26 protein-coding genes are annotated in these 24,849 nt (G+C 63.5%); 17 read left to right on the top strand and 9 right to left on the bottom strand.

What is annotated here, in order from left to right; all coding sequences use genetic code 11:
* Nucleotides 1–328, bottom strand: a 328-nt coding sequence (locus GEU01_RS12340) for a transposase (RefSeq protein WP_019086247.1), incomplete at its 3' end; no start/stop codon positions are given.
* Nucleotides 329–701: 373 nt separating this feature from the next.
* Between GEU01_RS12340 and GEU01_RS12335 the strand changes: the two genes are divergently transcribed.
* Nucleotides 702–992, top strand: a complete 291-nt coding sequence (locus tag GEU01_RS12335; protein WP_019086334.1) for a hypothetical protein — start codon at nucleotides 702–704, stop codon at nucleotides 990–992.
* Nucleotides 993–1,356: 364 nt separating this feature from the next.
* A complete protein-coding gene (locus tag GEU01_RS12325; protein WP_010510019.1) occupies nucleotides 1,357–1,674 on the top strand; it encodes a DMT family transporter in 318 nt (105 codons plus the stop codon).
* Between the two features lie 2 nt (nucleotides 1,675–1,676).
* Here the strand turns inward: GEU01_RS12325 and GEU01_RS12320 are convergent, their stop codons facing one another.
* Nucleotides 1,677–1,985, bottom strand: coding sequence for a hypothetical protein (locus GEU01_RS12320; RefSeq protein ID WP_019086331.1), 309 nt, complete (start codon nucleotides 1,983–1,985; stop codon nucleotides 1,677–1,679).
* Nucleotides 1,986–2,170: 185 nt separating this feature from the next.
* Here GEU01_RS12320 and GEU01_RS12315 point away from each other — a divergent pair, with 185 nt between their 5' ends.
* On the top strand, nucleotides 2,171–3,292 hold the full coding sequence (locus GEU01_RS12315) for a Gfo/Idh/MocA family protein (RefSeq protein WP_019086330.1): 1,122 nt from the start codon (nucleotides 2,171–2,173) through the stop codon (nucleotides 3,290–3,292).
* A 137-nt stretch (nucleotides 3,293–3,429) separates the two neighbouring features.
* On the opposite strand, the gene GEU01_RS12310 is transcribed toward GEU01_RS12315, so the two are convergent.
* The 3 genes from GEU01_RS12310 to GEU01_RS12295 all read right to left on the bottom strand — a co-directional run bounded on the left by GEU01_RS12310 (nucleotide 3,430) and on the right by GEU01_RS12295 (nucleotide 5,389).
* Nucleotides 3,430–3,834 (bottom strand): PRC-barrel domain-containing protein, encoded by a 405-nt coding sequence (locus tag GEU01_RS12310; protein ID WP_010510013.1) that lies wholly within the window; start codon nucleotides 3,832–3,834, stop codon nucleotides 3,430–3,432.
* Nucleotides 3,835–3,972: 138 nt separating this feature from the next.
* Nucleotides 3,973–4,356 (bottom strand): con-10 family general stress protein, encoded by a 384-nt coding sequence (locus GEU01_RS27540; protein WP_010510011.1) that lies wholly within the window; start codon nucleotides 4,354–4,356, stop codon nucleotides 3,973–3,975.
* 700 nt (nucleotides 4,357–5,056) lie between these two features.
* The gene (locus GEU01_RS12295) at nucleotides 5,057–5,389 is read right to left on the bottom strand and encodes a DUF2934 domain-containing protein (protein ID WP_010510006.1); all 333 of its coding nucleotides are present in this window, start codon (nucleotides 5,387–5,389) and stop codon (nucleotides 5,057–5,059) included.
* Nucleotides 5,390–5,803: 414 nt separating this feature from the next.
* On the opposite strand from GEU01_RS12295, the gene GEU01_RS12290 reads away from it, so the two are divergent.
* From GEU01_RS12290 to GEU01_RS25560, 3 genes are read left to right on the top strand one after another with little or no spacing between them, the layout of a single operon-like run.
* Entirely contained in the window at nucleotides 5,804–7,237 is a 1,434-nt protein-coding gene (locus GEU01_RS12290; protein WP_026018708.1) for a cytochrome ubiquinol oxidase subunit I, read from the top strand.
* Between the two features lie 3 nt (nucleotides 7,238–7,240).
* Entirely contained in the window at nucleotides 7,241–8,260 is a 1,020-nt protein-coding gene (cydB, locus tag GEU01_RS12285; protein ID WP_019086327.1) for a cytochrome d ubiquinol oxidase subunit II, read from the top strand.
* On the top strand, nucleotides 8,247–8,396 hold the full coding sequence (locus GEU01_RS25560) for a hypothetical protein (RefSeq protein WP_010509999.1): 150 nt from the start codon (nucleotides 8,247–8,249) through the stop codon (nucleotides 8,394–8,396). The genes cydB and GEU01_RS25560 overlap by 14 nt, the downstream gene beginning before the upstream one ends.
* A 72-nt stretch (nucleotides 8,397–8,468) precedes the next feature.
* Here GEU01_RS25560 and GEU01_RS12275 read toward each other — a convergent pair whose 3' ends face one another.
* Nucleotides 8,469–8,768 carry a hypothetical protein gene (locus GEU01_RS12275; RefSeq protein WP_019086326.1) on the bottom strand — a complete coding sequence of 100 codons (300 nt, stop codon included), beginning with the start codon at nucleotides 8,766–8,768 and terminating at the stop codon, nucleotides 8,469–8,471.
* 331 nt (nucleotides 8,769–9,099) lie between these two features.
* On the opposite strand from GEU01_RS12275, the gene GEU01_RS12270 reads away from it, so the two are divergent.
* Nucleotides 9,100–9,573: an Hsp20/alpha crystallin family protein gene (locus tag GEU01_RS12270; protein ID WP_231290007.1), complete on the top strand. Its 474-nt coding sequence runs from the start codon at nucleotides 9,100–9,102 to the stop codon at nucleotides 9,571–9,573.
* A 69-nt stretch (nucleotides 9,574–9,642) separates the two neighbouring features.
* Here GEU01_RS12270 and GEU01_RS12265 read toward each other — a convergent pair whose 3' ends face one another.
* Complete coding sequence (locus GEU01_RS12265) at nucleotides 9,643–10,251, bottom strand: glutathione S-transferase N-terminal domain-containing protein (RefSeq protein ID WP_010509994.1); 609 nt, start codon at nucleotides 10,249–10,251, stop codon at nucleotides 9,643–9,645.
* Between the two features lie 411 nt (nucleotides 10,252–10,662).
* Between GEU01_RS12265 and GEU01_RS12255 the strand changes: the two genes are divergently transcribed.
* Genes GEU01_RS12255 through GEU01_RS12245 form a run of 3 tightly spaced genes read left to right on the top strand, consistent with a single transcriptional unit; the run spans nucleotide 10,663 to nucleotide 13,126 of the window.
* A complete protein-coding gene (locus GEU01_RS12255) occupies nucleotides 10,663–11,772 on the top strand; it encodes an acyl-CoA dehydrogenase family protein (RefSeq protein WP_019086324.1) in 1,110 nt (369 codons plus the stop codon).
* On the top strand, nucleotides 11,769–12,497 hold the full coding sequence (locus tag GEU01_RS12250; protein ID WP_019086323.1) for a PIG-L deacetylase family protein: 729 nt from the start codon (nucleotides 11,769–11,771) through the stop codon (nucleotides 12,495–12,497). The genes GEU01_RS12255 and GEU01_RS12250 overlap by 4 nt, the downstream gene beginning before the upstream one ends.
* The gene (locus tag GEU01_RS12245; RefSeq protein WP_019086322.1) at nucleotides 12,494–13,126 is read left to right on the top strand and encodes a class I SAM-dependent methyltransferase; all 633 of its coding nucleotides are present in this window, start codon (nucleotides 12,494–12,496) and stop codon (nucleotides 13,124–13,126) included. The genes GEU01_RS12250 and GEU01_RS12245 overlap by 4 nt, the downstream gene beginning before the upstream one ends.
* Before the next feature lie 86 nt (nucleotides 13,127–13,212).
* On the opposite strand, the gene GEU01_RS12240 is transcribed toward GEU01_RS12245, so the two are convergent.
* Nucleotides 13,213–14,346, bottom strand: coding sequence for a glycosyltransferase (locus tag GEU01_RS12240; protein ID WP_019086321.1), 1,134 nt, complete (start codon nucleotides 14,344–14,346; stop codon nucleotides 13,213–13,215).
* A 22-nt stretch (nucleotides 14,347–14,368) separates the two neighbouring features.
* Between GEU01_RS12240 and GEU01_RS12235 the strand changes: the two genes are divergently transcribed.
* The 5 genes from GEU01_RS12235 to fdhA all read left to right on the top strand — a co-directional run bounded on the left by GEU01_RS12235 (nucleotide 14,369) and on the right by fdhA (nucleotide 22,674).
* Nucleotides 14,369–14,599 carry a hypothetical protein gene (locus GEU01_RS12235; RefSeq protein WP_232272514.1) on the top strand — a complete coding sequence of 77 codons (231 nt, stop codon included), beginning with the start codon at nucleotides 14,369–14,371 and terminating at the stop codon, nucleotides 14,597–14,599.
* A 628-nt stretch (nucleotides 14,600–15,227) separates the two neighbouring features.
* Entirely contained in the window at nucleotides 15,228–18,419 is a 3,192-nt protein-coding gene (locus GEU01_RS12230; protein WP_019086319.1) for an efflux RND transporter permease subunit, read from the top strand.
* Entirely contained in the window at nucleotides 18,419–19,606 is a 1,188-nt protein-coding gene (locus GEU01_RS12225) for an efflux RND transporter periplasmic adaptor subunit (protein ID WP_010509980.1), read from the top strand. The genes GEU01_RS12230 and GEU01_RS12225 overlap by 1 nt, the downstream gene beginning before the upstream one ends.
* A complete protein-coding gene (locus GEU01_RS12220; protein WP_019086318.1) occupies nucleotides 19,603–21,189 on the top strand; it encodes an efflux transporter outer membrane subunit in 1,587 nt (528 codons plus the stop codon). Before GEU01_RS12225 ends, GEU01_RS12220 begins: the two co-directional genes overlap by 4 nt.
* 300 nt (nucleotides 21,190–21,489) lie before the next feature.
* On the top strand, nucleotides 21,490–22,674 hold the full coding sequence (gene fdhA, locus GEU01_RS12215) for a formaldehyde dehydrogenase, glutathione-independent (RefSeq protein ID WP_019086317.1): 1,185 nt from the start codon (nucleotides 21,490–21,492) through the stop codon (nucleotides 22,672–22,674).
* 11 nt (nucleotides 22,675–22,685) lie between these two features.
* On the opposite strand, the gene GEU01_RS12210 is transcribed toward fdhA, so the two are convergent.
* The gene (locus GEU01_RS12210) at nucleotides 22,686–23,090 is read right to left on the bottom strand and encodes a winged helix-turn-helix transcriptional regulator (RefSeq protein WP_232272513.1); all 405 of its coding nucleotides are present in this window, start codon (nucleotides 23,088–23,090) and stop codon (nucleotides 22,686–22,688) included.
* Nucleotides 23,091–23,203: 113 nt separating this feature from the next.
* Here GEU01_RS12210 and GEU01_RS12205 point away from each other — a divergent pair, with 113 nt between their 5' ends.
* Nucleotides 23,204–24,268, top strand: a complete 1,065-nt coding sequence (locus GEU01_RS12205) for an SDR family oxidoreductase (protein ID WP_019086315.1) — start codon at nucleotides 23,204–23,206, stop codon at nucleotides 24,266–24,268.
* A gap of 253 nt (nucleotides 24,269–24,521) precedes the next feature.
* Nucleotides 24,522–24,849 (top strand): transposase (locus tag GEU01_RS12200; protein ID WP_019086247.1); only part of this gene is annotated, 328 nt, incomplete at its 3' end.

Raw genomic sequence — 24,849 nt, 5'->3', positions numbered from 1 at the left:
CGTCTCGCCCGTCCTGCTCACGCGACAGGATCACGAGAATATGGTTTATCGCTTCCCATCGTCCCTCGCGGATCCAACGGTAGAAATAGCCCTGCACGGTCGTGAAGGCGGGAAAATGACGAGGCAATTGTCGCCACTGGCAACCCGTAGTGACGATATAGAGGATCGCCTCCATGACCCGGCGCAAATCCGTACGTCGTGGTCTCCCCAGTCGTTTCTTCTCGGGCATCAAAGGCGCAATCAGCGCCCACTCCGCATCGCGAAGGTCGCTTGCATACTCCAGGTCGTCCCGGCGATACTGCGCGCGGGTGATTTCAGTCCAGGCCATCTTGATCTCATCAGGTTATCGCAAACCCATGAATCATAATCCACTGAAATCACTCAACTCATTTTCGGTCAGACACTAACAAAAACACCGGGCCATGAATGTGATGATTGTATGAATCCCCGATCACCGCTACGCGATCATCATGCAGGTCAAGCGGGTGGCATACGCCAAATGATTACCGATGAATTAATTGTACCGACTGAAAATATCCATGCATAGCTGGGTAGCGTAAGGAAATTATTCGTTTTTCATAAAACATTACCAGTAAATTCCTGATAATGGACCCTTGTGGTATCTTTTTGTAACAAAGCATCCCCTTCCATCCCCCCGTCAATTCCACAATGTTACCACTTTGTAACCCGGAGGAGACATTATGAAACGCACAATCATGCTTGCGCTGGCGCTTGGCGCATCGCTGCCGGTGGCCGCGCAGGCCCAGTCCTTTTTTGGCGGCCATGAAGAACACCGCGAAGGCCGTGAAGGCGGTTTCGGTGGGGAACACCGTGAAGGCCGCGAAGGTGGCTTTGGCGAGGGACGTCGCGAAGGCCGCGAAGGCGGCTTTGGCGAAGAACGTCGCGAGGGTGGTTTCGGTGGGGAGCACCGTGAGGGCCGCGAAGGCGGCTTTGGCGGCGAACGCCACGAAGACCATCACGGCCGTCGCTAAAACGGCCGTTTCCGTTTAGCGGACTGTTCACGGGACAGGTTCCGGCCAGGCCGGTCCTTCCCGTCCTGTCGCCCGGTCCGGCGCGCATCCGTGCCCGGCCGGGCGACAGGCATGAAAGGCGCATCCGATCCGGCCGCCCCCGCCATATGGGGGTCGGCGGGACAGGATGCGCCTTTCGCAGATATGCGGACGCCGCCGGCCGGGCAGGACGGCACTGGCGGCGGCAGGCAGGGACGGGACCACGCCACCAGCGGCCGGTCATTTAATCGTTGCGATCATACATCAATGTGGGCTAGGTGTGCGCGGCAGTAATCCCCTGCCGTGGCAGGGAAATTCCGGCCATCCCGGCCTGATGGAGAAACTGATGGCGTGGATAGCCCTGATCGTAGCGGGCGTGTTCGAGATAATATGGGCAACCGCCATGAAACAGTCGGAAGGTTTTACCCGCCTGTGGCCCACGGTTGTCACGCTGGTGGCGGTAACGATCAGCTTCGGCCTGCTGCTGTGGTCCATGCGCACCCTGCCACTGGGCACGGCCTATGCGGTATGGACGGGCATCGGGGCGGTCGGGGCCTTCCTGGCCGGTATCCTGATTTTTGGCGAGGCCGCCAGCCCGTCGCGCATCATCGCGGCACTGCTGATCCTTGCCGGGCTGGTCATCATGAAGTCCGCCACCACCTGATGTCATTCATCCATGTTGCCCGTAGGCGGCGTGGAGGAAGATGAAGGTGCCGCGCCCCCGCCGGGCTGCGTGCCGGGTATGCTCGGGTTGCTGGGATCCTTGCGCGGGCAGGGGTGGGAATGGCCGTGCGCGGTGTCCTGTGTCCGGCACGCGCTGTCCGGCGTTCGGGATGTGGAGGTGGAGGGCGCGCCACGCTCGGGCATGGTCTCGACCGGCATCCGGGGGGGCGTGTTGCCCTGGGCGTGGGCCGCAACACCGGGGCACAGCGCAAAAGCCACAAGCGACGCGATACGAAGGGGACGGGCGATCATTGTCGTTTATCCTTTGACGGTAACGTCGCGACAGGCGGCGTTGTGATGTAACGCCCGTCATTATTTCCGGTTTTATTTTATATCGACCCGCGACCGCATGAAAATCAGGCGGCCAGATCCATCGCAACCCATGCCCCGGGGCCACGTTCACCCGCCAGCACGACAACCCAGCGTGGAGGCATGCGATGACACCCGATACAGACGCCCGGAAAATCCGTTACGCCGTCATTGGTGGTGGCCAGATTTCCCAACAGGCCTTCATGCCGGGCATGGCGCGGGCGAAGAATTCCGTGCTGGCCGCGCTGGTGACAGGCGACCCGGAAAAGGCCCGCAGGCTGGCGGCGCGTTACGACATTCCGGCCTGTCATTATGATGACCTGCCCACGCTGCTGCGTTCGGGCCATATTGATGCGGTCTATCTGGCCACCCCCAACGCGCTGCACCGGCAGTACGCGGTGCCCGTGCTGGAGGCGGGGCTGCACCTGCTGCTGGAAAAGCCCATGGCGACCAGCGTCGCGGACTGCGAGGCCATACTGGATGCGCAGAAACGCGGCGGCGGCAAGCTCATGATCGCGTACCGCCTGCATTGCGAACCGGGGACGGTGGAACTGATCTCACGCTGTCGCAATGGGGATTTCGGGCACCTGATGGCCTTCAGTTCCATGTTCGGGCAGAATTTTGCCGAAGCCAACCATCGCGGCCATTCCGGCTACTGGTCCGGCCCGGTGCCCGACATGGGCACCTATCCGCTGAATGCGGTGCGCAACCTGTTTGCCCGCGAACCGGTGGAGGTCCACGCCGTGGGCGCGAAAACGCCGGGGCGGCGGTTCAATTTTGATGATACGGTTTCCGTCACCCTGCGCTTTGCCGAAGGGCGGATCGCGCATTTCCTGGTCAGCTATGCCTGCGCGCCGGTCGAGAATTTCTCGCTGGTCGGTGACAGGGGCAGCGTGACCGCGGGCCCGTGCTACATGTTTGGCCCCAACGTCGGCATTACCTACACCACCAGCATAAACGGACGGAAACAGACGCACCGCCATGACCCGGTGGAGCAGTTTGGCGGGGAAATCGCCTATTTTTCCGACTGCATCCTGCATGACCGCGACCCCGAACCGGATGGGGAGGAAGGGTTGCGCGACGTGCGCGTCCTTGCGGCGGTGGAACGCGCGCTGCAGACCGGCCAGCCGCAGAAACTGGACCCCATGCCGCCCGCCCGCATGGCGCTGCCCGATCAGGTCATGACCCTGCCGCCGGTCCCGGAACCGACCGAGGGGGAGATGATCGGCATTATCCCGCAATCCGCCTGACGGCCGGTTTCCGGGTCGTCTTCTGCAAAAAAAAGGCATGACCATGACACTGCATTCGTGGCCTGCCCGAAAAAAACCACAGGCCATGGCATGACGCCGTGGCCTGTGGTTACATGTTCTACCGGCCCGGACCCGGCTTACATTTTCGGCAGGTCGCCGTAATAGGTATCGACCTGGCTGCCGTACTGGCTGTTGGTCCAGTCGGGGGACGTGTCCTCGGCATAGGCGGGGGCGGCTTCAAGCTGTTCGCGTGTCAGGGCGACAATGTAGCCGCCGCGTTCCTTGTCATAATGCAGGGCTTTCCACGGCAGGGGATGGTAGCTGTTGCCCATGCCCAGGAAGCCGCCAAAACTCATGATGACATAGGCGACGTCGCCATTGACCTTGTCCACCATGAAATACCTGACCGTGCCAAGTTTCTCGCCCGACGGGGAGTACACGGACGTGCCCTCGACCTTGTCGGAAGAAATCAGGTCATGCCTGCCGGCGATATCGCCAGTCATTTTGCCGGTCATGGACCCGTCTGTCGTATTGTTTGTCATTGAAGCGGACATGGTGCTTCTCCTTGCATGTCATGAAGGCCGCGCCGCCAGCGGGACATGATCATGCCGCGGCGGGGGCATTCATGGATAACAGGCAGGTTGGGCGGAACCCGCTAAAGGTCCCGCCCACCCGGTTACTTACGATTTGCCGTGGCTGTGCTGGCCACCCTTGCGCCCGGCTTCCGCCGCGCGTTCGGGATCATCGGCAAAGTTGCCCGAACCGTGCTGCGTCGCCTTGGGCGTGCCGCCGGTACGGGTGCTGGCGGCGGATGTCGATTTTTCCGCCGTATGCCCGCCATGGCTGTGCTGGCCGCCCTTGCGGCCGGCTTCCGCCGCGCGTTCCGGGTCGTTCGCGAAGTTGCCGGAACTGTGCTGTCCACCCTTGTGCCCGGCTTCGGACGCGCGGGCGGGATCATTGGCAAAGTTGCCGGGATTGTGCGCGGCCCCCCCACCACCACGGCTGTCGGCCGGTGCGAATGCGGGCTGGCTGGTACGTGTGTGCAGGGAGATATGATAGCTCATGATCCTCACCTTTCCATATCACAGCGGCTACAGAAGGTCCTTGTTTTTCCCCGGCGCCCTGCTGGGCTTCATTGGGGAAGCAACCCCGAAAATGCGCGCTGTGGGAACATCAACGGCACATCATCCCGGCGGTTCCGCATTCCGAATATAAAATAAATAAGGCACGGTTACGCTTCGTCCGGACAAAAAACAGGTCAGTTTCATAATATAATTAAGACCGAGTACTTTATAATTCCCAGTCACGTATCACATGAAAAGCCGGGGAATGGGCGCGGGGGCGGCCGCGTTCACGCTACCGCTTCGCTGCATGACGGAAAATACACGCAATACATCTGTTATACGATATCATTACTTACATTGCATATGCGCAACGTCATGGGCATCATGCCACGGCATCGGCCAAGGGCCAGACGATCAGGCTGGCCGGCCTGATCGACAATACCGCGTCCATCACACGGCGTGACCCGGGTTTCGCACGGGTCCATATGCGCGAAATGCAGGAACTGCCGGGTGTGCTGACGCGCGGGGACCGAGAACTGCACCGACAGGCGGTAACACTGGCCGCGCAGTATTTCCAGCAGGGATGGAGGGACAGAAGTTTTTGGTGAAGCTTTTTGCAAAAAGCTTCAAAAAAGACGGCACCGGCAGGACAGCAGACGGGCAACCCGCATGAAGGGCTGCCCGCCGCCGGTTTTCGGGATTACTGGTTTTTCAGCGCGTCTGCTTCTTCCTGCCGGGTGGCGAAGGGGACTTCCTGTTTATCATCCAGTTCGTCCATGCTGCCGCCGGAATTGCCGAGGTTTTCTTCCAGAAACGCTTCCTCGATCGGCTGGCCGTTCGCGTCAAGCGGCACGGGGGAGTCCACGGGAATCTGGCCGGCGTCGGGGTTGCTTTCCATCCCGATCAGTTCCGACGCATTTTCCCTGTAGGCATCCGGCCCGCAGCCCGGCCTGCCATCGGCTTCCCACAGTTCCTTTGCCTTCGCGGTGATGCGGGCCTCGGTCTGCGGGGTGGTTTCCAGTGGGTTGACCATGTTCATATCCTTATAAATGGACCAAAGGCGGGGCGCATGACCCGACTGTCGTGGACCAGACATAGCGTAATCCCTTGCCCCCCGTCACCCGCAACAGGGGGCATGGCAGTCGCGCCCCCATGCGACGGCTGCCATGCGCATCGGGAACACCCCTGCAACACACATGGAAAATTCCGCCCCGATATCAATGGGCGGCGTGCGGTTTCATATACGCAACCTCTGGCAGGGCTCTGTTTGATAAGCCATGGTTATCATGACATGCGCAGAAGGTCTTGGACACGCATCTTTTCACTGATCTAGCACCGTGCCTGACGCGTTGTGGTTCATGCCGCGACATTCCGCGTGACAGGCAGGCCCGGCGTGGCCCTGTCCCTGCGCGGGCGTACCCTGTTCCCAGGTTTGGAAAAGTTATCGATGCAGACCGTCCATGATCCCGCGCTGCTGCTGGCGCGTTTCCAGTTCGCCTTTACCGTAGGCGTGCATATCATCTTCCCGGCGTTTTCGATCGGGCTGGCGGCCTATCTCGCCGTGCTGGAAGGGCTGTGGCTGCGAACGGGAAGACCGGTCTTCCTTGACCTGTACCGATACTGGATCAAGGTGTTCTCGATCGTATTCGGCATGGGCGTGGTGTCGGGACTGGTCATGTCGTATGAATTCGGCACCAACTGGTCGGTGTTTTCACGCAAGGCCGGGCCGATTACCGGCGTGCTGCTGTCCTATGAGGTCATGACCGCCTTTTTCCTTGAGGCAGGCTTCCTGGGCGTCATGCTGTTCGGCATGAACCGGGTCGGGCGCGGACTGCATTTTGCCGCGACATGCTGCGTATCCGTCGGCACCCTGATTTCCATGACATGGATCCTGTCATCCAATTCATGGATGCAGACCCCGCGCGGCTACACCATCGACCCCGCCACGGGGCGGTTCATGCCCGCCGACTGGCTGGCGATCATCTTCAACCCGTCCTTTCCCTTCCGGCTGGTGCATATGGGGCTGGCGGCGTTCCTGTCGGTGGCCTTCATCGTGGGGGCCACCGGGGCATGGCACATGCTGAAGGCGCGCAGGCGGGGCCAGGTGGCCAGTGAACCCGTGCGCGTCATGTTTTCCATGGCGATGTGGATGGCCGCCATCGTCGCCCCCATCCAGATCATGGCAGGCGACGCGCATGGGTTGAACACGCTGAAATACCAGCCCGCCAAGATTGCGGCGATGGAAGGGGACTGGGTATCGGAAGACCACGCGCCCGAACTGCTGTTCGGCATTCCCAACATGAAGACCGAACATACGGATTATGCTGTCAGACTGCCGCTGGCCGGGTCGCTGATCCTGACCCACAGCGTGAACGGCAGGGTGCCGGGGATGAAGGATTTTCCCCGCGACCAGCGGCCGCCGTCCTATGTCATCTTCTTCACCTTCCGCATCATGGTCGCCCTTGGCATGCTGATGGTGGCGGTGGGCCTGTGGTCGCTGTGGCTGCGCCACCGGGGAAAGCTGTATGAAACCCCGCTTTTCCACCGCGTCGCGCTGTGCATGGCGCCCGCGGGGTTCCTGGCGCTGCTGTGCGGCTGGATCACGACGGAGGTCGGCCGCCAGCCCTGGACGGTCTATGGCCTGCTGCGCACGTCCGACAGCGTGGCCCCCAACGCCCTGTCGTCCATGGCGGTGTCGATGACGGCGTTCGTGGTGGTGTACGTGCTGGTGTTCGGGTCCGGGATCGGGATGCTGGTGCGCCTGCTGGGCCACACGCCGCATACCGGCGAACACGGCACCAGCCCCGACCACGCCCCCGACATACTGGCTGCCCGCAGCCACCCGGCGGTCGTTGACCCCACCCATGGCGAAGGAGCCTGAGACATGATGGACGTTTCCTACTGGCTGCCGGTCATATGGGCGGTGATCCTTGTGGCCGCGATCTCGATTTACGTCATCCTTGACGGGTTCGACCTTGGCATCGGCATGCTGTTCGCGCTGGAACGCGACCGGGGACGGCGCGATGTGATGATCAACACCATCGCCCCGGTATGGGACGGGAACGAGACGTGGATGGTACTGGGGGGCGCGGTGCTGTATGGCGTGTTCCCCGGGGCCTATGCCACGCTGCTGCCGGCGTTCTACATGCCCGTCGTGGTGATGCTGCTGGCGCTGATCTTTCGCGGCGTGGCGTTTGAATTCCGCATCCTGACCCGCGATACCCCGCGTGAACGGCTGTGGGAGGGCGGGTTCATGGCCGGTTCCGCCATTGCCGCGTTCTGCCAGGGGGTGATCCTGGGTGGCGTGGTGCAGGGGATCAGGGTTGTTGACGGCGCGTTTGCCGGTGGCGCGCTGGACTGGTTGACGCCGTTCAGCATCCTGTGCGGGGTGGCGGTCATGTGCGGCTACGCCCTGCTGGGGGCGACGTGGCTGGTGTGGCGCACCACGGGCGGGCTGGAAGCGGCGTGCCGCCGGTGGGCGGGATGGCTGGCCATCGGGCTGTTCATGGGCATTGTCGCGGTCAGAGCCTGGACGCCGCTGCTGCATGCGCCCTACCTGCGGCGCTGGACCGACTGGCCCAACATCGCCCTTGTGGCCCCGGTGCCGGTGCTGGTGGTCGTGCTGGGTATCGTGCTGGCGCGCTCACTGCGCCGGGGGCAGACGCGGGTGCCGTTCGCCTGCGCGCTGGGCTGGTTCGGGCTGTGCCTGTCGGGGCTGGGGATTACGGTCTGGCCCTATGCCGTGCCGCCGGGGCTGACGTTGTGGGATGTGTCCTCACCGCCCTCCAGCCAGTTTTTCCAGCTGGTCGGCACCGCCATCATGATGCCCATCATCCTGACCTATACCATCCATTCGTATCGTGTATTTCGTGGAAAGGTGACCCAGAGCGATGGCTATCACTGATATTGTCGTGGGAAACGGGGACAGGGCGCCCCGCCACGCGGGCGTGCGGATCGCATGGTTCATCGCCATCTGGTCGCTCAGCACGGCGGTGTTCTTCGGCGCGGCCAGCCTGCTGCACCTGATCGTGCCCCATTAGGCGCTGATTCAGGAACTTCTGTCCAATGCCTGTCCAATGCCCCGCCACGAACGGGCGGGGCATCCGGCCGGTTCAGCCAACGCTGACCTTGTGCAGTTCCGCCTTCACCTTCGCATCGGGATGGCCGACGTGGAAGGATTCACCGGACAGCAGGCGAATGTCGGTCATGTCGGACAGCGGCAGCACGCTCCATTCGCCCGTGGGGGGCACGCGCTTTTCGTGGGCGTCCTCGCCGCGATAGATCAGGACATGCGGCGTGCCATCGCGCTCACCCAGCGCGTGGGGGGAACCGGTGTAGTTCTTGCCATCGAAGGTGAAGCCGACCACGGACTTCTTCTGGATGGCGTCGCGAAGCGTGTTTTCAACTGACATGCATGTTTTCCATTCTGGTTGAACCCGATACGGGTTGCCGCATGTTATAACGGACCACGCAGGATATAGCCTTTCTGGCGGCATGCAGAAGCGGCGGAGGTAATATATTGCTGCAATACTGCCCTGCATTGCACAAATTCAGGCGCGGCATGGCATAAATCCCGTCCCCTGTCGTTGCGATAAAGTAAAGGACAGCCCTGCATGGAATGGACCGCATGGCAGGATTGATCTGTGTCACGGTCGGGGCCGGATATTGGCCCCAGCATTCATGGTGCAGGGCGGACATGACCCAGACAGACCGCCCAATGACATGTATCGAGGAGCAATGACCATGATTGCACGACCGACATTTGTCGCGACACCGGTCCGTACGACCACAGCCACGGCGCGGGCGGCCGACCCGTTCGCGGTGCTGCAGCGCCAGGTGGGGCGGCTGATCGACGACTACCGCGCGCCCGACACGTTCGGCTCCGGCCGGATCGGGTCCACCGACATTACCGAGGACGCAACCGGCTACCACATCTATATCGAAGTGCCCGGCTGTTCGGAAAAGGACATAACCCTGAACGCCAGCAACGGCGTGCTGAGCATCTCGGGCGAGAAGAAAAGCCCCGTGACGGCGGAGCAGAAACAGCACGTCTCCACCCGCAGCTTCGGCGCGTTTTCCGAGCATTTCAGCCTGCCCGAAGGCGTGGACGAGGACAAAATCAGCGCCCGCATCAAGGACGGGGTGCTGCAGGTGACCCTGCCGCGTCGTGAACCGGCCAAGCCGACCGAACGCAAGATCGAAATCCAGCCCGGCTGACCGCGGCGCCGGTTTTCACGGCCGCATGGCCCGGATGCCGCTGGTGTCCGGGCCATGCGCGTGTACGGTTCAGTCCAGCCCTTCCTCGCGCCGGGCCTTCTGTGCCGCCGGGCGGGCGAACACCGCGTCACGCAGGGCGCAGGCGCGGGGCCAGGCCGAAAGGTCGATCCCCAGCGGGCCGGCCCAGCTCAGGATCACGGCCATCAGCGCATCCGCCTGCGTGAAGCCCGCGGGCAGCATGTGGCCGTTGCCGCCTGCCTCCAGCAATGCTTCGACCTGCTTCAGGCGGCGGGTGACATTCGCCAGCAGCCGTTCACGCATGACATCGGGCAGTTCCGGGGCGAACAGCGCGCCGAACGCGCCATGCACGTCCTCGCAGAACCCGATGGCTTCGAGCAGGCGGAAGAATTCGACCGTATCAGGGGCAGGATGAAGGGCGACATTGCCCGACTGTTGCCCGATATAGGTCAGCACCGCCACGTTCTGCGTCAGCACCGTGCCCGGTGCGATTTCCAGCGCGGGCACGGCCCCGCGCGGGTTGATTTTCAGGTAGTCGTCCCCGCTGGCGGTCCGCTTGGCCTTCAGGTCCACCTGTTCAAGACTGTGCGGCAGCCCGGTTTCATTCAGGATGATATGCGCGGCAAGCGAGCACGCGCCCGGCGTATAATACAGCTTCATTGCAACGGCCTTCCGTCTGGATCTGGCTGGGGCATGACGACAGCGTCCCGCCCCATGTCCCGAAAACACTGGCACATGCGGCAGACCATGAAAAGCGCGGGCCCATGACCGGCACGCAGGGCACGGATGGACCCGCCCGATTGTAACACCGCGCAGGGAACCAACAGCCCACCGGCACTGTTTGTGCCTGCAGGCGGGCAGCACGTGGGTTCTGCCCGGCCTGTTCCCTTTCCGCCAGGAGACCGTCTGGAAAGCCAGCCCGTGACAGCACCGGAAAACCGAAGGACGTTTCTGGTGAAGCCTTCAGGCTTCGGAAGGACGCCGCCATTCCGAAAAAAGGCGGCACCCAAAAACTTTTTTTATCAGCTGGTTATCACCAGACAGTCTCCTGAAACATAAAGGCATTGCCGCATGACCTTTCCCTTCGACGCCCTGGCCGCCTGTCGCGCGGAACTGGAGGATGAAGCAACGGTCAACGACGCACGGGCCGCATTCCCCACCGCCGGGCTGGACCGCCTGCGCCAGCTTGGCGTACTGACCGCGGCCCTGCCGCAGACGCTGGGCGGCCTGGGCTTTGGCACCGAACCGCACGTGGCGGCGGGGCTTCTGCACATGCTGCGGCTGGTGGGGCAGGGCAGCCTTGCCCTTGGCCGCGTGGTGGAAGGCCACGTCAACGCCATCCGCCTTGTCGCGCTGTACGGCACGCCCGAACAGCTGGCCCATGTTGCCGCGGAGGTGCATGACGGCGCGCTGTATGGCCTGTGGGTCACCGATGGCGCGACGCCGCTGCGCATGGACCAGACGGCGCGCGGCATTACGCTGCATGGGGGAAAGGCCTTTGCTTCCGGCGCACGGCATGTCACCCGCGCCCTTGTCACGGCGCGGGCGGGGCAGGATGTCACGCGCATGCTGCTGGTGGCGATGGGGGCAGGGCGCGCCGTCCATGACGGCGGTGGCGGACTGACCGGCATGCGCGGGGCGGGCACGGGGCAATGCGACCTGACCGGCATGACCGTGCTGCCCTCGGCCCTGGTGGGGCAGGCGGGGGACTACCTGCGCCAGCCCGAATTCTCGGCCGGGGCATGGCGCGGCATGGCCGTGGCGCTGGGCGGCATCGAACGCCTGAGCGCCCTGCTGCGCGGCCAGCTTGCCGCGCGCGGCCGCGCGGGCAGCCCGGCGCAGCAGGCGCGTATCGGCATGGCGCTGATCGCGGCGGAAACCGCCCTGCTATGGACCCGCCGCGCGGCCCTGCTCGCCACCGGTCATGACCGGTTTGCGGCAGGCGATATTTCCGCCACCGTCAACCTGGCCCGGCTTGCGGTGGAGCGCGCGGGGCTGGAGGCGATCGAACTGGTCGAACGCGGGCTGGGGCTGTCAGCCTTCGTGCGCGACAACGTGGTGGAACGGATCATCCGCGACCTGGCCACCTACCTGCGCCAGCCCGCCCCGGACGAGACATTGTGCGAAGCCGCCGCATGGTTCACGCAGCGCGACATGCCACAGCCGGACATCCGTGCATGAAGGCGGCCCACCTGCATGCGGCCCTGCGCGGCCTGCCTGTTGCCCCCCTTGCCACCATTGCGCCGGGCACCGCGCTGGTCCTGGCCCCGCACCCCGATGATGAAAGCCTGGGCTGTGGCGGGCTGATCGCCGCGTGCTGTGCGGCGGGCCGGCCGCCGCTTGTGGTCATCATGACCGATGGGGCAGCGTCCCACCCGCATTCGCGCCAGTGGCCCGCCCCGCGCCTGCGGGCAAGACGCCAGCGCGAAGCACGCGACGCCGTGGCGTGCCTGGGCCTTGCATCCGACCGGCTTGCCTTCCTTGGCCTGCCCGATGCCGCCGCCCCGCATGACGGGCCGGTCTTTACCGACATCGCCACACGGCTGGCCCATCTGGCCATCACCCATGGCTGCACCACGGTTTTCGCCCCATGGCGCGCGGACCCGCATTGCGATCATGAAGCAACGTGGAAAATGGGCGTGGCCGTGCAGCGGCTTTGCGGGCTGGCGCTGCTGGCCTATCCCGTATGGGGCTGGCTGCTGCCGCCCGACAGCGAACTGGACCACCCGCCGCCGCGCGGCATGCGGCTGGACATCACCGCCCATCGCGCCGCCAAGGCCCGCGCGGTCGGCATGCATGAAAGCCAGTACGGCGGCCTGATTACCGATGACGCCGAAGGTTTCCAGCTGCCCGACAGCCTGCTTGCGGCGCTGGTGACGGATTTTGAGGTCTTTGTCCATCCATGAACGCCACAAGCTGGTCCCGGACCGTATTCGAACGCCTGCACAGCCAGCGCGCCGACCCGTGGGGCGTTGCAACGCGGACCTATGAACATGACAAGTACCGCCGGACGCTGGCCGTGCTGTCGGGCCAGCATTTCCATCACGCGCTGGAACTGGGGTGTTCCATCGGCATGATGACGGCGCGGCTGGCGCGGCAATGCGACCGGGTGCTGGCGGTGGACGTGGCCGAAGCCGCATTAAGCCGCGCGCGCCACCGCTGCGCCGGGCTGCCGGGGGTGTCGTTCCATCGCGGGCAGCTGCCGGGCGCGTTCCCGCCGCTGCCCGCGCGGTCATGCGACCTGATCGTGATTTCGGAGATGCTGTATTTCCTGTCCCGCCGCGATATCCGCACCCTTGCCGCGCAATGCCTGCGCGTACGGCAGGCGGGCGCGCCGGTCATCCTGGTCAACTGGACCGGGCCGACCGATACGCCATGCACGGGAAACGAGGCCGCCCGCCTGTTCATAAATACCTGCCGCGCTGGCGGCCTGCACGTAACCCATGCCCGGCGGTACGCGCGCTACCGGATCGACGTGCTCAACGGGCCGGACATGCCGGAGGGCGCGCCGTCCATCCCTGAAACCGCCATCTGATCCCACAGATGTTCCAGGCGAAGCTGTCTTGAAAAAAAGGCGGCGCCTGAAAACCTTTACCCGTTTCATCCCGTGATACGCCCCGTTCACCGCACCACCGACGTCACGACCGGAGCCGGGACCGGCATGACGCCGGGTGCGGCATGCGTCACCAGCAGGCTGTCCACGATCCGCCGTGCCGCGTCCATATGCATGGGCAGGTCGGCACGGCGGACGGGCACGCGCCGCAATACCGGGCTTAAGGCTTCCAGCCGGTCCCATGCCATGCCGCCAAACCGGGCACGTGACATATGCGCCACGCAGCCCGTGGGCAGGCGCAGCAGGGCGGCCAGATCCGCAACCGCGTCATGCCACGGGCCGGTGGCGGGCGGCAGCGCGCGCAGCCGGTGCAACGCCGCGCGCGCCTGCGCGCGGCGCAGGCAGGCCCGTGGCGGTTCAAGACTGTCATCCAGCATTTCATCCTGCCGAACCATGCGCCGCGCCATGGTGTCCGCCATGCCGCCACAGGCCCGCCCCGCCGTGCGGCCCGACACGCACACCGTGACATCGGGCGCGTGACGGATGGCGGCATCCACGTGCCGCAGGGCGCGCAGGAAACCCCGGTCCTCGCCCAGCGGCACGGCGGGAATGCCGCCCGCGCGCCGCCACGCGGCCACCGTTACCGCAATGCTGGCGCCGGAATGTTCCGTATGGCGCGGCCACGGATCATGCGGGTCGGGATCGACCAGGTCATGGATACGGTCCAGCAGCGTGGCATAGGCGGTTTCCATGCGGTCATCTTCATGCAGGTGGGCGGGGATCAGCCGCGCTTCCTCCGCATCAATCAGGGCGCGGCCGCAGACCACGTCGGCCCCCGCGTCAAAGGCGGCAAGGGTATGGGCCAGCCAGTCCGGCGCGACGCGGCCATCGGCATCGGTTGTCAGCAGGATGCCATCCGGCCCCGCCAGCGCCGCCGCAACCTGCATGGCCGCCCGCCGGGCCGTGCCCGCATGGGCCATGGCCGGGGAATAGGTCCGCTGCGCCACGACCACGCCAAAGGGCAGGGACGGGACCAGCGCACGCACCACGTCGCGCGTACCATCCGTGCAGTTGTTGAGCAGCAGGACAACATGGGACAGGCAGGCGCGCTGCTGTACCGCAAGGGCATGCAGGCAGGGACCAATGCGTTGCGCTTCGTTTCGCACCGGAACAGCCGCGACAAGGGGGCGGGCAGGCGGCATGGATCACCTGTTGGAAAGGGAAATGGTAAACGCAACGCGGGACGGGACGGTTGCAGGCCGCGTGACAAAGCATTACCGGTTCGGGACGGATGCAATGACCCCGCGGGAGGGGGAATGCATATATGCCGTTCCGGGTGCGACGGGCCACGGGACGCATGTCGTGATGCATGACGATACAAAGACCGCCATGTGGCCGGACCGGGGCGCGCCTGTCGCCGTGATGGATCCGCGCGACATGCCGGTGCTGGCATGATTATTACATGCGGAAGGTTTTCCGGCAGCACCACGCGACCCTGCGCCCATATGGCGGAACCATCCGTCGATCAGCGTCATCACCGTCCGCCCGGCCGGATACGGGACAGTATCAACCTGCGTCGCGCATATGCGCACAGCCCCCACGGTTTTTCTTTCCCGCCCACGCCGTTACATGCCACGCGGCGGGAATGACTTGATTTTTACCATGAAATGCCAGCGGGGAAGGGAACCCGCCCATATTGGCAATGGTTCCCTGATGACAGATTTTTTATTTATTAAAATGCAGAAGTTATAAATTATACTTCATAAATTATCGGAAATAATAACAGACATTTCCGGTAATGAAGATTATTTTAAATCTTATCTGTTCATACTTTGTAAAAAAACGCTGTATCTGTCGTTTCAGGCAGATGCCACATGCCCCCATGCTGGCCCGCCCGTGACCGATCATGCCGGAGCATCGTCTTATGTCCACCATTTCCAACATGACCCGTAACCCTTAGGGCCCGCCCACCAGCGCGTGGGAAGCGTCACACCCATTCATGCAGTAAAAACCGCATGCCAATACTGTGGCGCATGCCCACGGTGTCGCGCGGTTCTTCGTACTACAGGGAATTATCCATCCCATGAACGCCATCGTAGTGACCGCACTGCGTCGGCCCTATACCTTCGTGGTGCTGTCGATCCTTATCGTGGTCTTTGGCATCATGTCGGTATTGCGCACGCCGACGGATGTGTTCCCAAATATAAAAATACCGGTCGTATCCGTTGTATGGACCTATGGCGGCATGCTGCCAGAGGAATTCGCGGGCCGTATCATCTACAATTACGAACTGATGGTGACCTCGACCGTCGAGGGCATCGAACATATGGAAAGCAGTTCGTATTACGGGCGCGGTATCGTCAACATATACTTCCAGCCCGGAACCGATATCGGCAAGGCGGAAGCGGAAGTGACCGCCATTTCCCAGACGGTCATAAAACAGCTGCCCGAAAACATCCCCTCGCCAATGGTGATGAGCCTTGATGCATCATCCGTGCCGGTGCTGACCCTGCAGGTCACGTCGGACAGGCAGACGCCATCCGACCTGTTCAAGCTGGCCATGATCCGCGTGCGCCCGCTGCTGGTGACCGTGCCGGGGGCCGTGGTGCCGCAGGCCTATGGCGGCATGGACAGCTTTGTCATGGTGGCGCTGAACCAGCAGCAGCTTCAGGCGCATCACCTGTCGGCCATGGACGTGCAGAACGCCCTGCGCGGGCAGAATATCGTGCTGCCGGCAGGTGACCAGAAAATCTCGGCCACCGACTGGATGGTGCAGACCAACGCCACCCCGCGATCCATGAAGGAACTGGGCGATATCCCGGTCAAGCGCGTGGGCAATGCCGTGATCTACGTGCATGACGTGGCGGACGTCTATCGCGGCGGCCACCCGCAGACCAACCTGGTGCTGGTGAAAGGGCAGCAGGGGGTGGAAATCGTCGTGATGAAAAGCGGCGAAGCCTCGACGCTGGATGTCGTGGCCGGGGCCAAGGCGCTGCTGCCGCGCATCCAGAAACTGCTGCCGCCGGATGTGAAGGTCAGCATTCTGGGCGATGCGTCGGTATTCGTTAAGGATTCCATCTTCGACGTCGTGCGCGAAATGCTGACGGCGGCGGCCCTGACCGGCATGGTGGTACTGCTGTTTTTGGGGTCGTGGCGGCCGACGGTCATCATCGCCACCTCCATCCCGCTGGCCATCTTGTGCGCGATCATCGGGCTGAACTGGGCGGGGCAGACGATCAATGTCATGACGCTGGGCGGTCTGGCGCTGGCGGTGGGCATTCTGGTGGATGACGCGACGGTGATGATCGAAAACATCGACGCGCATCTGGAAATGGGCAAGGCGCTGGAACCCGCGATCATCGACGCGGCCAACCAGATCGTCATTCCCACCTTTGTCGCCACCACCTGCATCTGCATTGTCTGGCTGCCGCTGTTTGGCCTGAGCGGCGTTGCGGGCTGGCTGTTCATGCCCATGGCGGAGGCCATCATCTTCGCCATGATCGCATCCTTCATCCTGTCGCGCACGCTGGTGCCGACCATGGCCAAATACCTGCTGGCCGGTCACAGCGTGGCGGGACATGGGGATTCCCACCATTGCGAGCCGCAGGTCCACAACCTGCAATACCCCAAACGGCTGCCCGAACGCTTCCAGCAGGCATTTGAACGCGGCTTCAACAACTTCCGTGAAGGATATGCCGGCGTGCTGGAACGCGCGATCGCGAGGCGCGGGCGCTTCGTGGGCATATTTCTTGGCGTCTCGGTCTGTTCGCTGGGGCTGTACCTGGTCGCGGGGCGGGATTTCTTCCCCGAAACCAAGTCAGGCACGATCCAGATGCACATGCGCGCGCCCCTTGGCACCCGGATCGAGGTTGCAGGCCGCGAAGCATCGCTGGTGGAAGACCGGGTCAACCAACTGTTCCCCGGCAAGGTGGAAAGCATGATCGAAAACTGCGGCCTGCCCGAAGGTGCGCATAACCAGGCCTTCATTCCCACGCCCACCATCGGCACGCAGGACTGTGACATCACCATTGCCCTGAAGGATGAGGAAACGCCGGTGTGGAATGACCGCACCATCCTGCGCCACGACCTGTCGGCGCGGTTTCCCGGCACCGTGTTCACCTTCCAGCCCGCCGACCTGACGGCCAAGATCCTGAATTTCGGATCACCCGCGCCGATCGACATACAGATTTCGGGGCCGGACCTGCGCGACAATTATGATTACGCCCGCCTGCTGGTGAACCGCCTGCGCAGCGTGCCCGGTGCGGCTGACGTGGTGATCCAGCAGACCATGAAAACGCCGACCCTGTTCGTACAGGGCAACCGCACCTTCGGACAGGCCACCGGCATGACGGAAGCCGACCTTGCCAACAACGAACTCATGACGCTGTCGGGCAGCCAGACCGTGGACCCGCAATACTGGCTGGACCCGGCCACGGGCATCACGTTCCCGCTGAACGTGTATGTGTCACAGGACCAACTGACGCATTTCAACAACCTCATGACCATTCCGGTGGACAAGGGCGATGGCGACCCGCAGGGACGGCACATGCAGCTGCTGGGCGGTATCAGCAATGTCAGCGCCACCGGCACGCCGGGGCAGGTCTCGCACTTCAACTCCATGCCTGAAGTGGACATCTGTGTCTCCGCCGAGGGCGCGGACCTGGGACAGGTCACGACCGGCGTGCAGCGCGTGCTGGACCAGACGCGGGGCAACGTGCCCTCCACCGCCGCCGTGGTGGTGCGCGGGCAGACCGAAACCATGCGCCATGCCTATGTCGAACTGGTGTTCGGGCTGGTGGTGTCGGTGCTGCTGATCTACCTGCTGATCGTGGTCAATTTCCAGTCGTGGCTGGACCCGTTCATCATCATCACCGCACTGCCCGGTGCGCTGGCCGGTATCGCGTGGGCGCTGTTCGTGACGCATACGCGGCTGTCGGTCCCGGCACTGACGGGGGCAATCATGTGCATGGGCACGGCGACGGCCAATTCCATCCTTGTGGTGTCCTTCGCCCGTGAACGGATCGAGGAACATGGCGACGCGCTGCGTGCGGCGCTGGAGGCGGGATACGGCCGTATCCGCCCCGTGCTGATGACGGCGCTGGCCATGGTGATCGGCATGGTGCCCATGGCCATGAGCAATTCCCAGAACGCGCCACTGGGCCGCGCCGTCATTGGCGGGCTGCTGGTGGCCACTGTCTCCACGTTGCTGTTCGTGCCGTGTGTCTACGCAATCCTGCACAACCGTCCGTCCCGTGCCCGGGAGGAAATGAAGTGATGTCCACCCAGAAAAAACGAAAAGTCATCATGCTGGCCGGCGCCGCCGTTATCGTGGGGTGGTGCGGGTACCTGCTGGTCGGGCGCGTGCAGCATGCGGCGGCCCTGCGGCGGGAGGCCGCCATTGCCTCCGTGCCCGATGTCATGGTCATCTCGCCCCGCCGCGAGGCGCGTCATGTCAGCCTCGAGCTACCCGGCACGGTGGAAGCCTGGTACCAGGCCCCCATCTACCCGCAGGCATCGGGCTACGTGCGGATGTGGTACAAGGATTACGGCGCGCGGGTCGCGGCAGGCGACGTGCTGGCGGAAATCAACACCCCCGGCCTTGATGCCCAGTTCGCGCAGGCGCAGGCCGACCTGCAGTCCTCGCAGGCGAAATACGACCTGGCCGTGGTCACCGCCCAGCGCTGGCGGCTGATGGGCAAGTCGCAGGCGGTATCGGGCCAGTCGGTATCGGTTCAGGACGCGAACGAGAAATCCGCCGCCGCGGATCTTGAGGCCGCGCGCCACAACCTTGACCGCTACGCAGCACTCGAACGCTTCAAGGTCATTGTCGCCCCGTTTGACGGCGTGGTGACGGAACGCGACATCAACGTGGGCGACTACGTGCATGAAGGGGGCGGCAACCTGAACGCCACGGGCGCGGCCAGCGAACTGTTCAGCGTGGCGGACACGCACCAGATGCGGCTGTTTGTCTCGATCCCCGAAAACATGTCCTACATCCTCCAGCCCGGCCTGCAGGCCAGCGTGCAGGTGCCGCAGTTTCCCGATCGCAGGTTCGAGGCGAAGTTCCTGACCGTATCGGGCGGCTACGACCCCGACACCCGCACCAGCGTGAGTGAATTCGTGATCGACAACACCGACCACGCCCTGTGGCCCGGAACCTTCGCCGCCGTCACCCTGACCGCGCCCGAACAGGCAACGCACCTGACCATACCCACCGGCGCGCTGGTGTTTCAGGAACACGGCATGCAGGTGGCGGTGGTGGACGGGCAGAACCATGCCCGCTTCCACACCATAACCGTGGGCCGCATGGGCGATGGCGCGACGCAGGTGCTGTCGGGTGTCACGCCCGATGACCGGATCATCGACAACCCGCCCGCCGACCTGCTGGAAGGCGAAAGCGTGCGCGTGACCCGGCCCGTGGCCGGATACAGCAACGACACCGATGAAAAGGACGACGAATGATGGCCCGTACCATCCGCCGCGCCACGGGCATGGGCGGCGCGTGCGCCCTGTCGCTGCTGTCACTGGCGGGGTGCGACCTGGCCCCCGCCTATCACGCGCCGCATTACGTCATTCCCGCAACATGGCAGGGGCAGGCCCCGTTTGGCGTGGCCCACCCCATGGACGACACCATTCCCGTGCAGTGGTGGCAAAGCTTTGGCGACCCGCAGCTTGATGACCTTGAAACCGCCGCCATGGCCCATAACGGGGACCTGCAGGCCGCCAGCGAGCGCTTTTTGCAGGCGCGCGCGATCGTAAGCGAGGCGCGGGCCGACCTGCTGCCGCATTTTGGCGTGGCCTTTGGCGGCAGCAACAACAAAAGCTCGGCCGAGCGGCTGTTCCGCTACAAGGGACCGATCACGGATTCAGATGAATTCTATGGCGGCATGGCATCGTGGGAACCGGATTTCTGGTCCTCCATCCGCAACCGGGTGCGGTTGCAAAAGGACTATGCACAGGAACAGGCGGCGGAATATGCCGCCGCCAGGCTGAGCCTGCAGGCCGAACTGGCCAGTGATTATTTCACCCTGCGCGGGCTGGACGCGCAGGCGGCGATCTATACCCAGTCGATCCGGTATTACCAGGAATCCCTGCGCGTGACCCAGACCCGGCTGGTGGACCAGGCGGCGTCGCAGCTGGATGTGGCGCGCGCGCAGAACCAGCTTTACACCACGCAGGCCCGCCTGCTGGACATTCAGGCCCAGCGCGAGGTGATGGAACACGCGGTGGCCGTGCTGGTCAACGTGGCCCCGTCATCCTTCCACATCGCGGCGGATGCCCACCTGAATGCCACCCGCTTCGGGCTGTCGGCCCCCATGCCGTCGGACCTGCTGCAGCGCAGGCCCGATGTCGCGATCGCCGAACGCCAGATGGCGCAGGCCAACCGCGCCATCGGCATCGCACGCGCCGCGTTCTATCCGCATGTATCATTCCAGATGAACGGGGGGTTTGATGATAACGGCTTCAACCTCGCCAACCTTGCCAATTCCATGTGGTCCTATGGCGCGACCGTGACCATGCCGGTGTTCGAAGGCGGCCTGCGCCGCGCGCAGCTGCAGCAGAGCTGGTCCGCCTACCGTGAAACCCGCGACCATTACCGTGTCACCATCCTGAACGCGTTTCGCGATGTGGAGGACGGGCTGTCGCGCACCAACCGGCTGGATGGGGAAAACGGCCGCCTGCGCGCCGCCGTGGGTGCGGCCAGCCAGACACAGGACATTACCATGAACCTATACAAGGGCGGTCTTGCCACCTATCTGGACGTGCTGATCGCGCAGGTCAGCACGCTGGACGCGCGCATACAGCAGGCCGAGGTCCAGACCCGTTACCTGCAGGCGCAGGTCGGCATGATCCGTGCGTGTGGCGGGGGATGGGATGCGGCCAGCCTGCCCGCGCCCAACAAACTGTTCGGGGTTGATCCGCTGCAGTATTCCGGCCTGCATAACGCGCCCCCCGTGGGCGACGTGCCAGCACCGCACAGCCACGGCCCCGACCCGGATGACAACCTGACCCGCCCGCTGCTGTCGCCGGGCATGGGGCAGTAGCAAAAACAGATAAACATTTCTGGGTGCCGCCTTTTTTTTTCAAAAAGGCGGCATTTTTGAATCTTTTTGAGCAAAACTTCACCAGAAACTTCTTTATTCATGACTGGCTGTCATGCCGCGGCCAGCGGGTCATCCCAATGCGTAAATATAGAACCCACAAATACACAAAACCCGTCAGCAGAACCGGCGTTACCTGAACCCGGACATACCGGGCATATATGAACGCGGGACACGCGATTATTTGCGCAACCGTAAATAACCGCATGCCGCTTCATATCCCCACAGACACGGAGCAGGACAATGGGCACAAATCGCGGCGTGGTCTATCTTGGGCCAGAACACGTGGAAGTGCAGGATATCGCCGACCCGAAAATGGAAACGCCAACGGGCCGCCGGATCACGCATGGCGTCATCCTGAAGGTTGTTTCAACCAACATATGCGGGTCGGACCAGCATATGGTGCGCGGCAGGACGACCGCGCCGAAAGGCATGGTGCTGGGCCATGAAATTACCGGCGAAGTGATTGAATGCGGCAGTGATGTCGAAATGATCCGGAAGGGGGATCTGGTCTCGGTCCCCTTCAACGTGGCCTGCGGGCGGTGCCGGTGCTGCCGCGAAGGGGATACGGGCGTGTGCCTGACGGTCAATCCCGGCCGGGCGGGTGGCGCGTATGGTTATGTCGACATGGGCGGCTGGATCGGGGGGCAGGCGAAATACGTCATGGTGCCCTATGCCGATTTCAACCTGCTGCGCTTTGCCGACCGGTCCATGGCGATGGAGCGCATCCGCGACCTGACCATGCTGACCGATATCCTGCCCACCGGCTTCCACGGGGCCGTGACGGCGCGGGTGGGCGTGGGGTCGGTGGTGTATGTCGCGGGCGCGGGGCCGGTGGGCATGGCGGCGGCGGCGTCCGCCCGCATCCTTGGCGCCGCGGTGGTGATGGTGGGCGACCTGAATGAAGAACGGCTGGCCCATGCCCGCAAGGTGGGGTTCGAGGCGGTCGACCTGCGCCAGCATGACCGGCTGGGGGACATGGTGGCCCAGATTGCAGGCACGCCGGAGGTGGACAGCTTCATCGACGCGGTCGGTTTCGAGGCAAAGGGATATGGCGGCAACGCAAAACCCGCCATCGTGCTGAACCAGGCCATGGAGGTGACCCGCCCCGCAGGGTCGGTCGGGATTCCGGGGCTGTATGTCACCGAAGATCCCGGCGGGGCGGACGAGGCGGCAAAAACCGGCAACCTGATCCTGCGCTTCGGGCAGGGTTGGGCCAGGAGCCTTGAATTCCACACCGGCCAGACGCCGGTGCTGCGCTACAACGCACGTCTTATGAACGCCATCCTGCACGGGCGGCTGCCCATTGCCGACATTGTCAACGCAACCGTCATCCCGCTGGAGGACGCGCCGCAGGGATACCGTGATTTCGACAGCGGCGCCGCGAAGAAATTCGTCCTTGACCCCCACGGCATGCTGGCGGCGTGAAGGCCACCGTATCAGGGTGCGTCGCGCGCATCCGCCATGGCCATGTTGCGGTCCACCTGATCCAGCGCCGCCGCGTGCTGCGCGCCCCAGCGGTAGAGCATTTCCAGCGGTTCAACAAATTCCCGCCCCAGATCCGTCAGCCGGTATTCGACCACCGGCGGCATGACCTGCATGATCTCGCGTTCCACCAGCCTCATGCGTTCAAGGTCGCGCAGGGTCTGGGTCATCATCTTTTTCGACAGGCCGGGCAGGGCGCGCTGAAGCTGCCCCGGACGCGACGCGCCGCCGACAAGGTGCAGCGTATGCATGATCATGGTGGTCCATTTGCCCGAAAACAGGCGCAGCAGGCGGCGCGGCGCGCAATCCTGCGCAAATGGCGCGTGGCGGTAGGCGTCGGGCAGGGGAGCGATATCCATGGGCGGCCTCATGGGAACGTTCAGGTAACCAGGGCACGAAAAGGTGCCGGATTGCCTTTTATGGCGTTTGCCAACAGCGTGTGAAGCCCACACCCCATTCATGGAGGATCACAATGTCCCACAGGGCGCTTGTCATCGGCGCGACCGGTATTGTCGGCCAGAACCTTGCCAACCGTCTGGTCGCGGAGGGCTGGAGTGTCTACGGCCTGGCGCGGCGGACGGAAAACCTGCCCGGCACCATCATGCCCGTCGCGGCCGACGCGCTGGACCCGGAATCCCTGCGCGCGGCGCTGGGCGGTATCGTGCCGACGCATGTGTTTTTCACGACATGGACCCGCCGCGAAAGCGAGCGTGAAAACTGCATCGCCAACAGCGCGATGGTCCGCAACGTGTTCGCCGCCCTGCCGCGCCCGCACGCACTGGTGCATGCCAGCCTGGTGACCGGGCTGAAACACTACCTTGGCCCGTTCGAAGCCTATGCACAGGGGAACCCGCCACAGACGCCGTTCCGGGAGACCATGCCACGGCTGGCGGTGGAAAATTTCTATTACAGCCAGGAAGACGCCCTGTTCGAGGCAGCGGAGCGGCTGGGCATTGCATGGACGGTCCACCGTCCGCATACGGTCATTGGCTACGCGATCGGCAACCTCATGAACATGGGCACGACGCTGGCGGCCTATGCCACGCTGTGCCGCGAGACGGGGCTGCCCTTCGTCTTTCCCGGATCGCCCACCCAGTGGGAGAGCCTGACGGACGTGACCGACGCCCGGCAGCTGGCCAGCCAGATCCTGTGGGCGGCCACCAGCCCTGCCGGGCGAAACCGGGCGTTCAATGTCGTCAATGGCGACGTGTTCCGCTGGAAATGGCTGTGGGGCGAACTGGCGGCATGGTTCGGCATTGACGCGGCGCCGTATCCCGGCCACGCCACGTCACTGGAACACATGCTGGCGGACAGGGGACCGCAATGGACCGATATCGCACGGCGGCACGGCCTGCGGGAAGTCGCACTGGGCCAGCTTGCTTCCGCATGGCATACCGATGCCGACCTTGGCCGTCCCGTCGAATGCGTGACCGATATGAGCCTGAGCCGCAGGCTGGGCTTTACCGGATACCAGTACACGCCTGATTCCTTCCTTGACCTGTTCGAACGCCTGCGGGCGGGGCGATATATTCCCTGAGGGCGTGTTGGAAAAGGTCGCCTTTTGATAAGAGACTGTTTGAAAACAACATGTTGCTAAAAAACAAAAGTTCCGGGTGCCGTCTTTTTTCAAAAAAGGCGGCACCTGGCAACTTTTATTTACCAGTATTCTGTTTTCAGACAGTCCTCACCAAGACAGGCGCGATGCCATGCCTTAGTGTCTGACCGAAAATGAGTTGAGTGATTTCAGTGGATTATGATTCATGGGTTTGCGATAACCTGATGAGATCAAGATGGCCTGGACTGAAATCACCCGCGCGCAGTATCGCCGGGACGACCTGGAGTATGCAAGCGACCTTCGCGATGCGGAGTGGGCGCTGATTGCGCCTTTGATGCCCGAGAAGAAACGACTGGGGAGACCACGACGTACGGATTTGCGCCGGGTCATGGAGGCGATCCTCTATATCGTCACTACGGGTTGCCAGTGGCGACAATTGCCTCGTCATTTTCCCGCCTTCACGACCGTGCAGGGCTATTTCTACCGTTGGATCCGCGAGGGACGATGGGAAGCGATAAACCATATTCTCGTGATCCTGTCGCGTGAGCAGGACGGGCGAGACG

The sequence above is a fragment of the Komagataeibacter europaeus LMG 18890 genome, from assembly GCF_000285295.1.
In the GTDB taxonomy this organism is placed as follows: Bacteria; Pseudomonadota; Alphaproteobacteria; order Acetobacterales; family Acetobacteraceae; genus Komagataeibacter; species Komagataeibacter europaeus.
The sequence above is the reverse complement of the archived record's forward strand: the minus strand, read 5'-3'. Positions and strand labels throughout refer to the sequence as shown.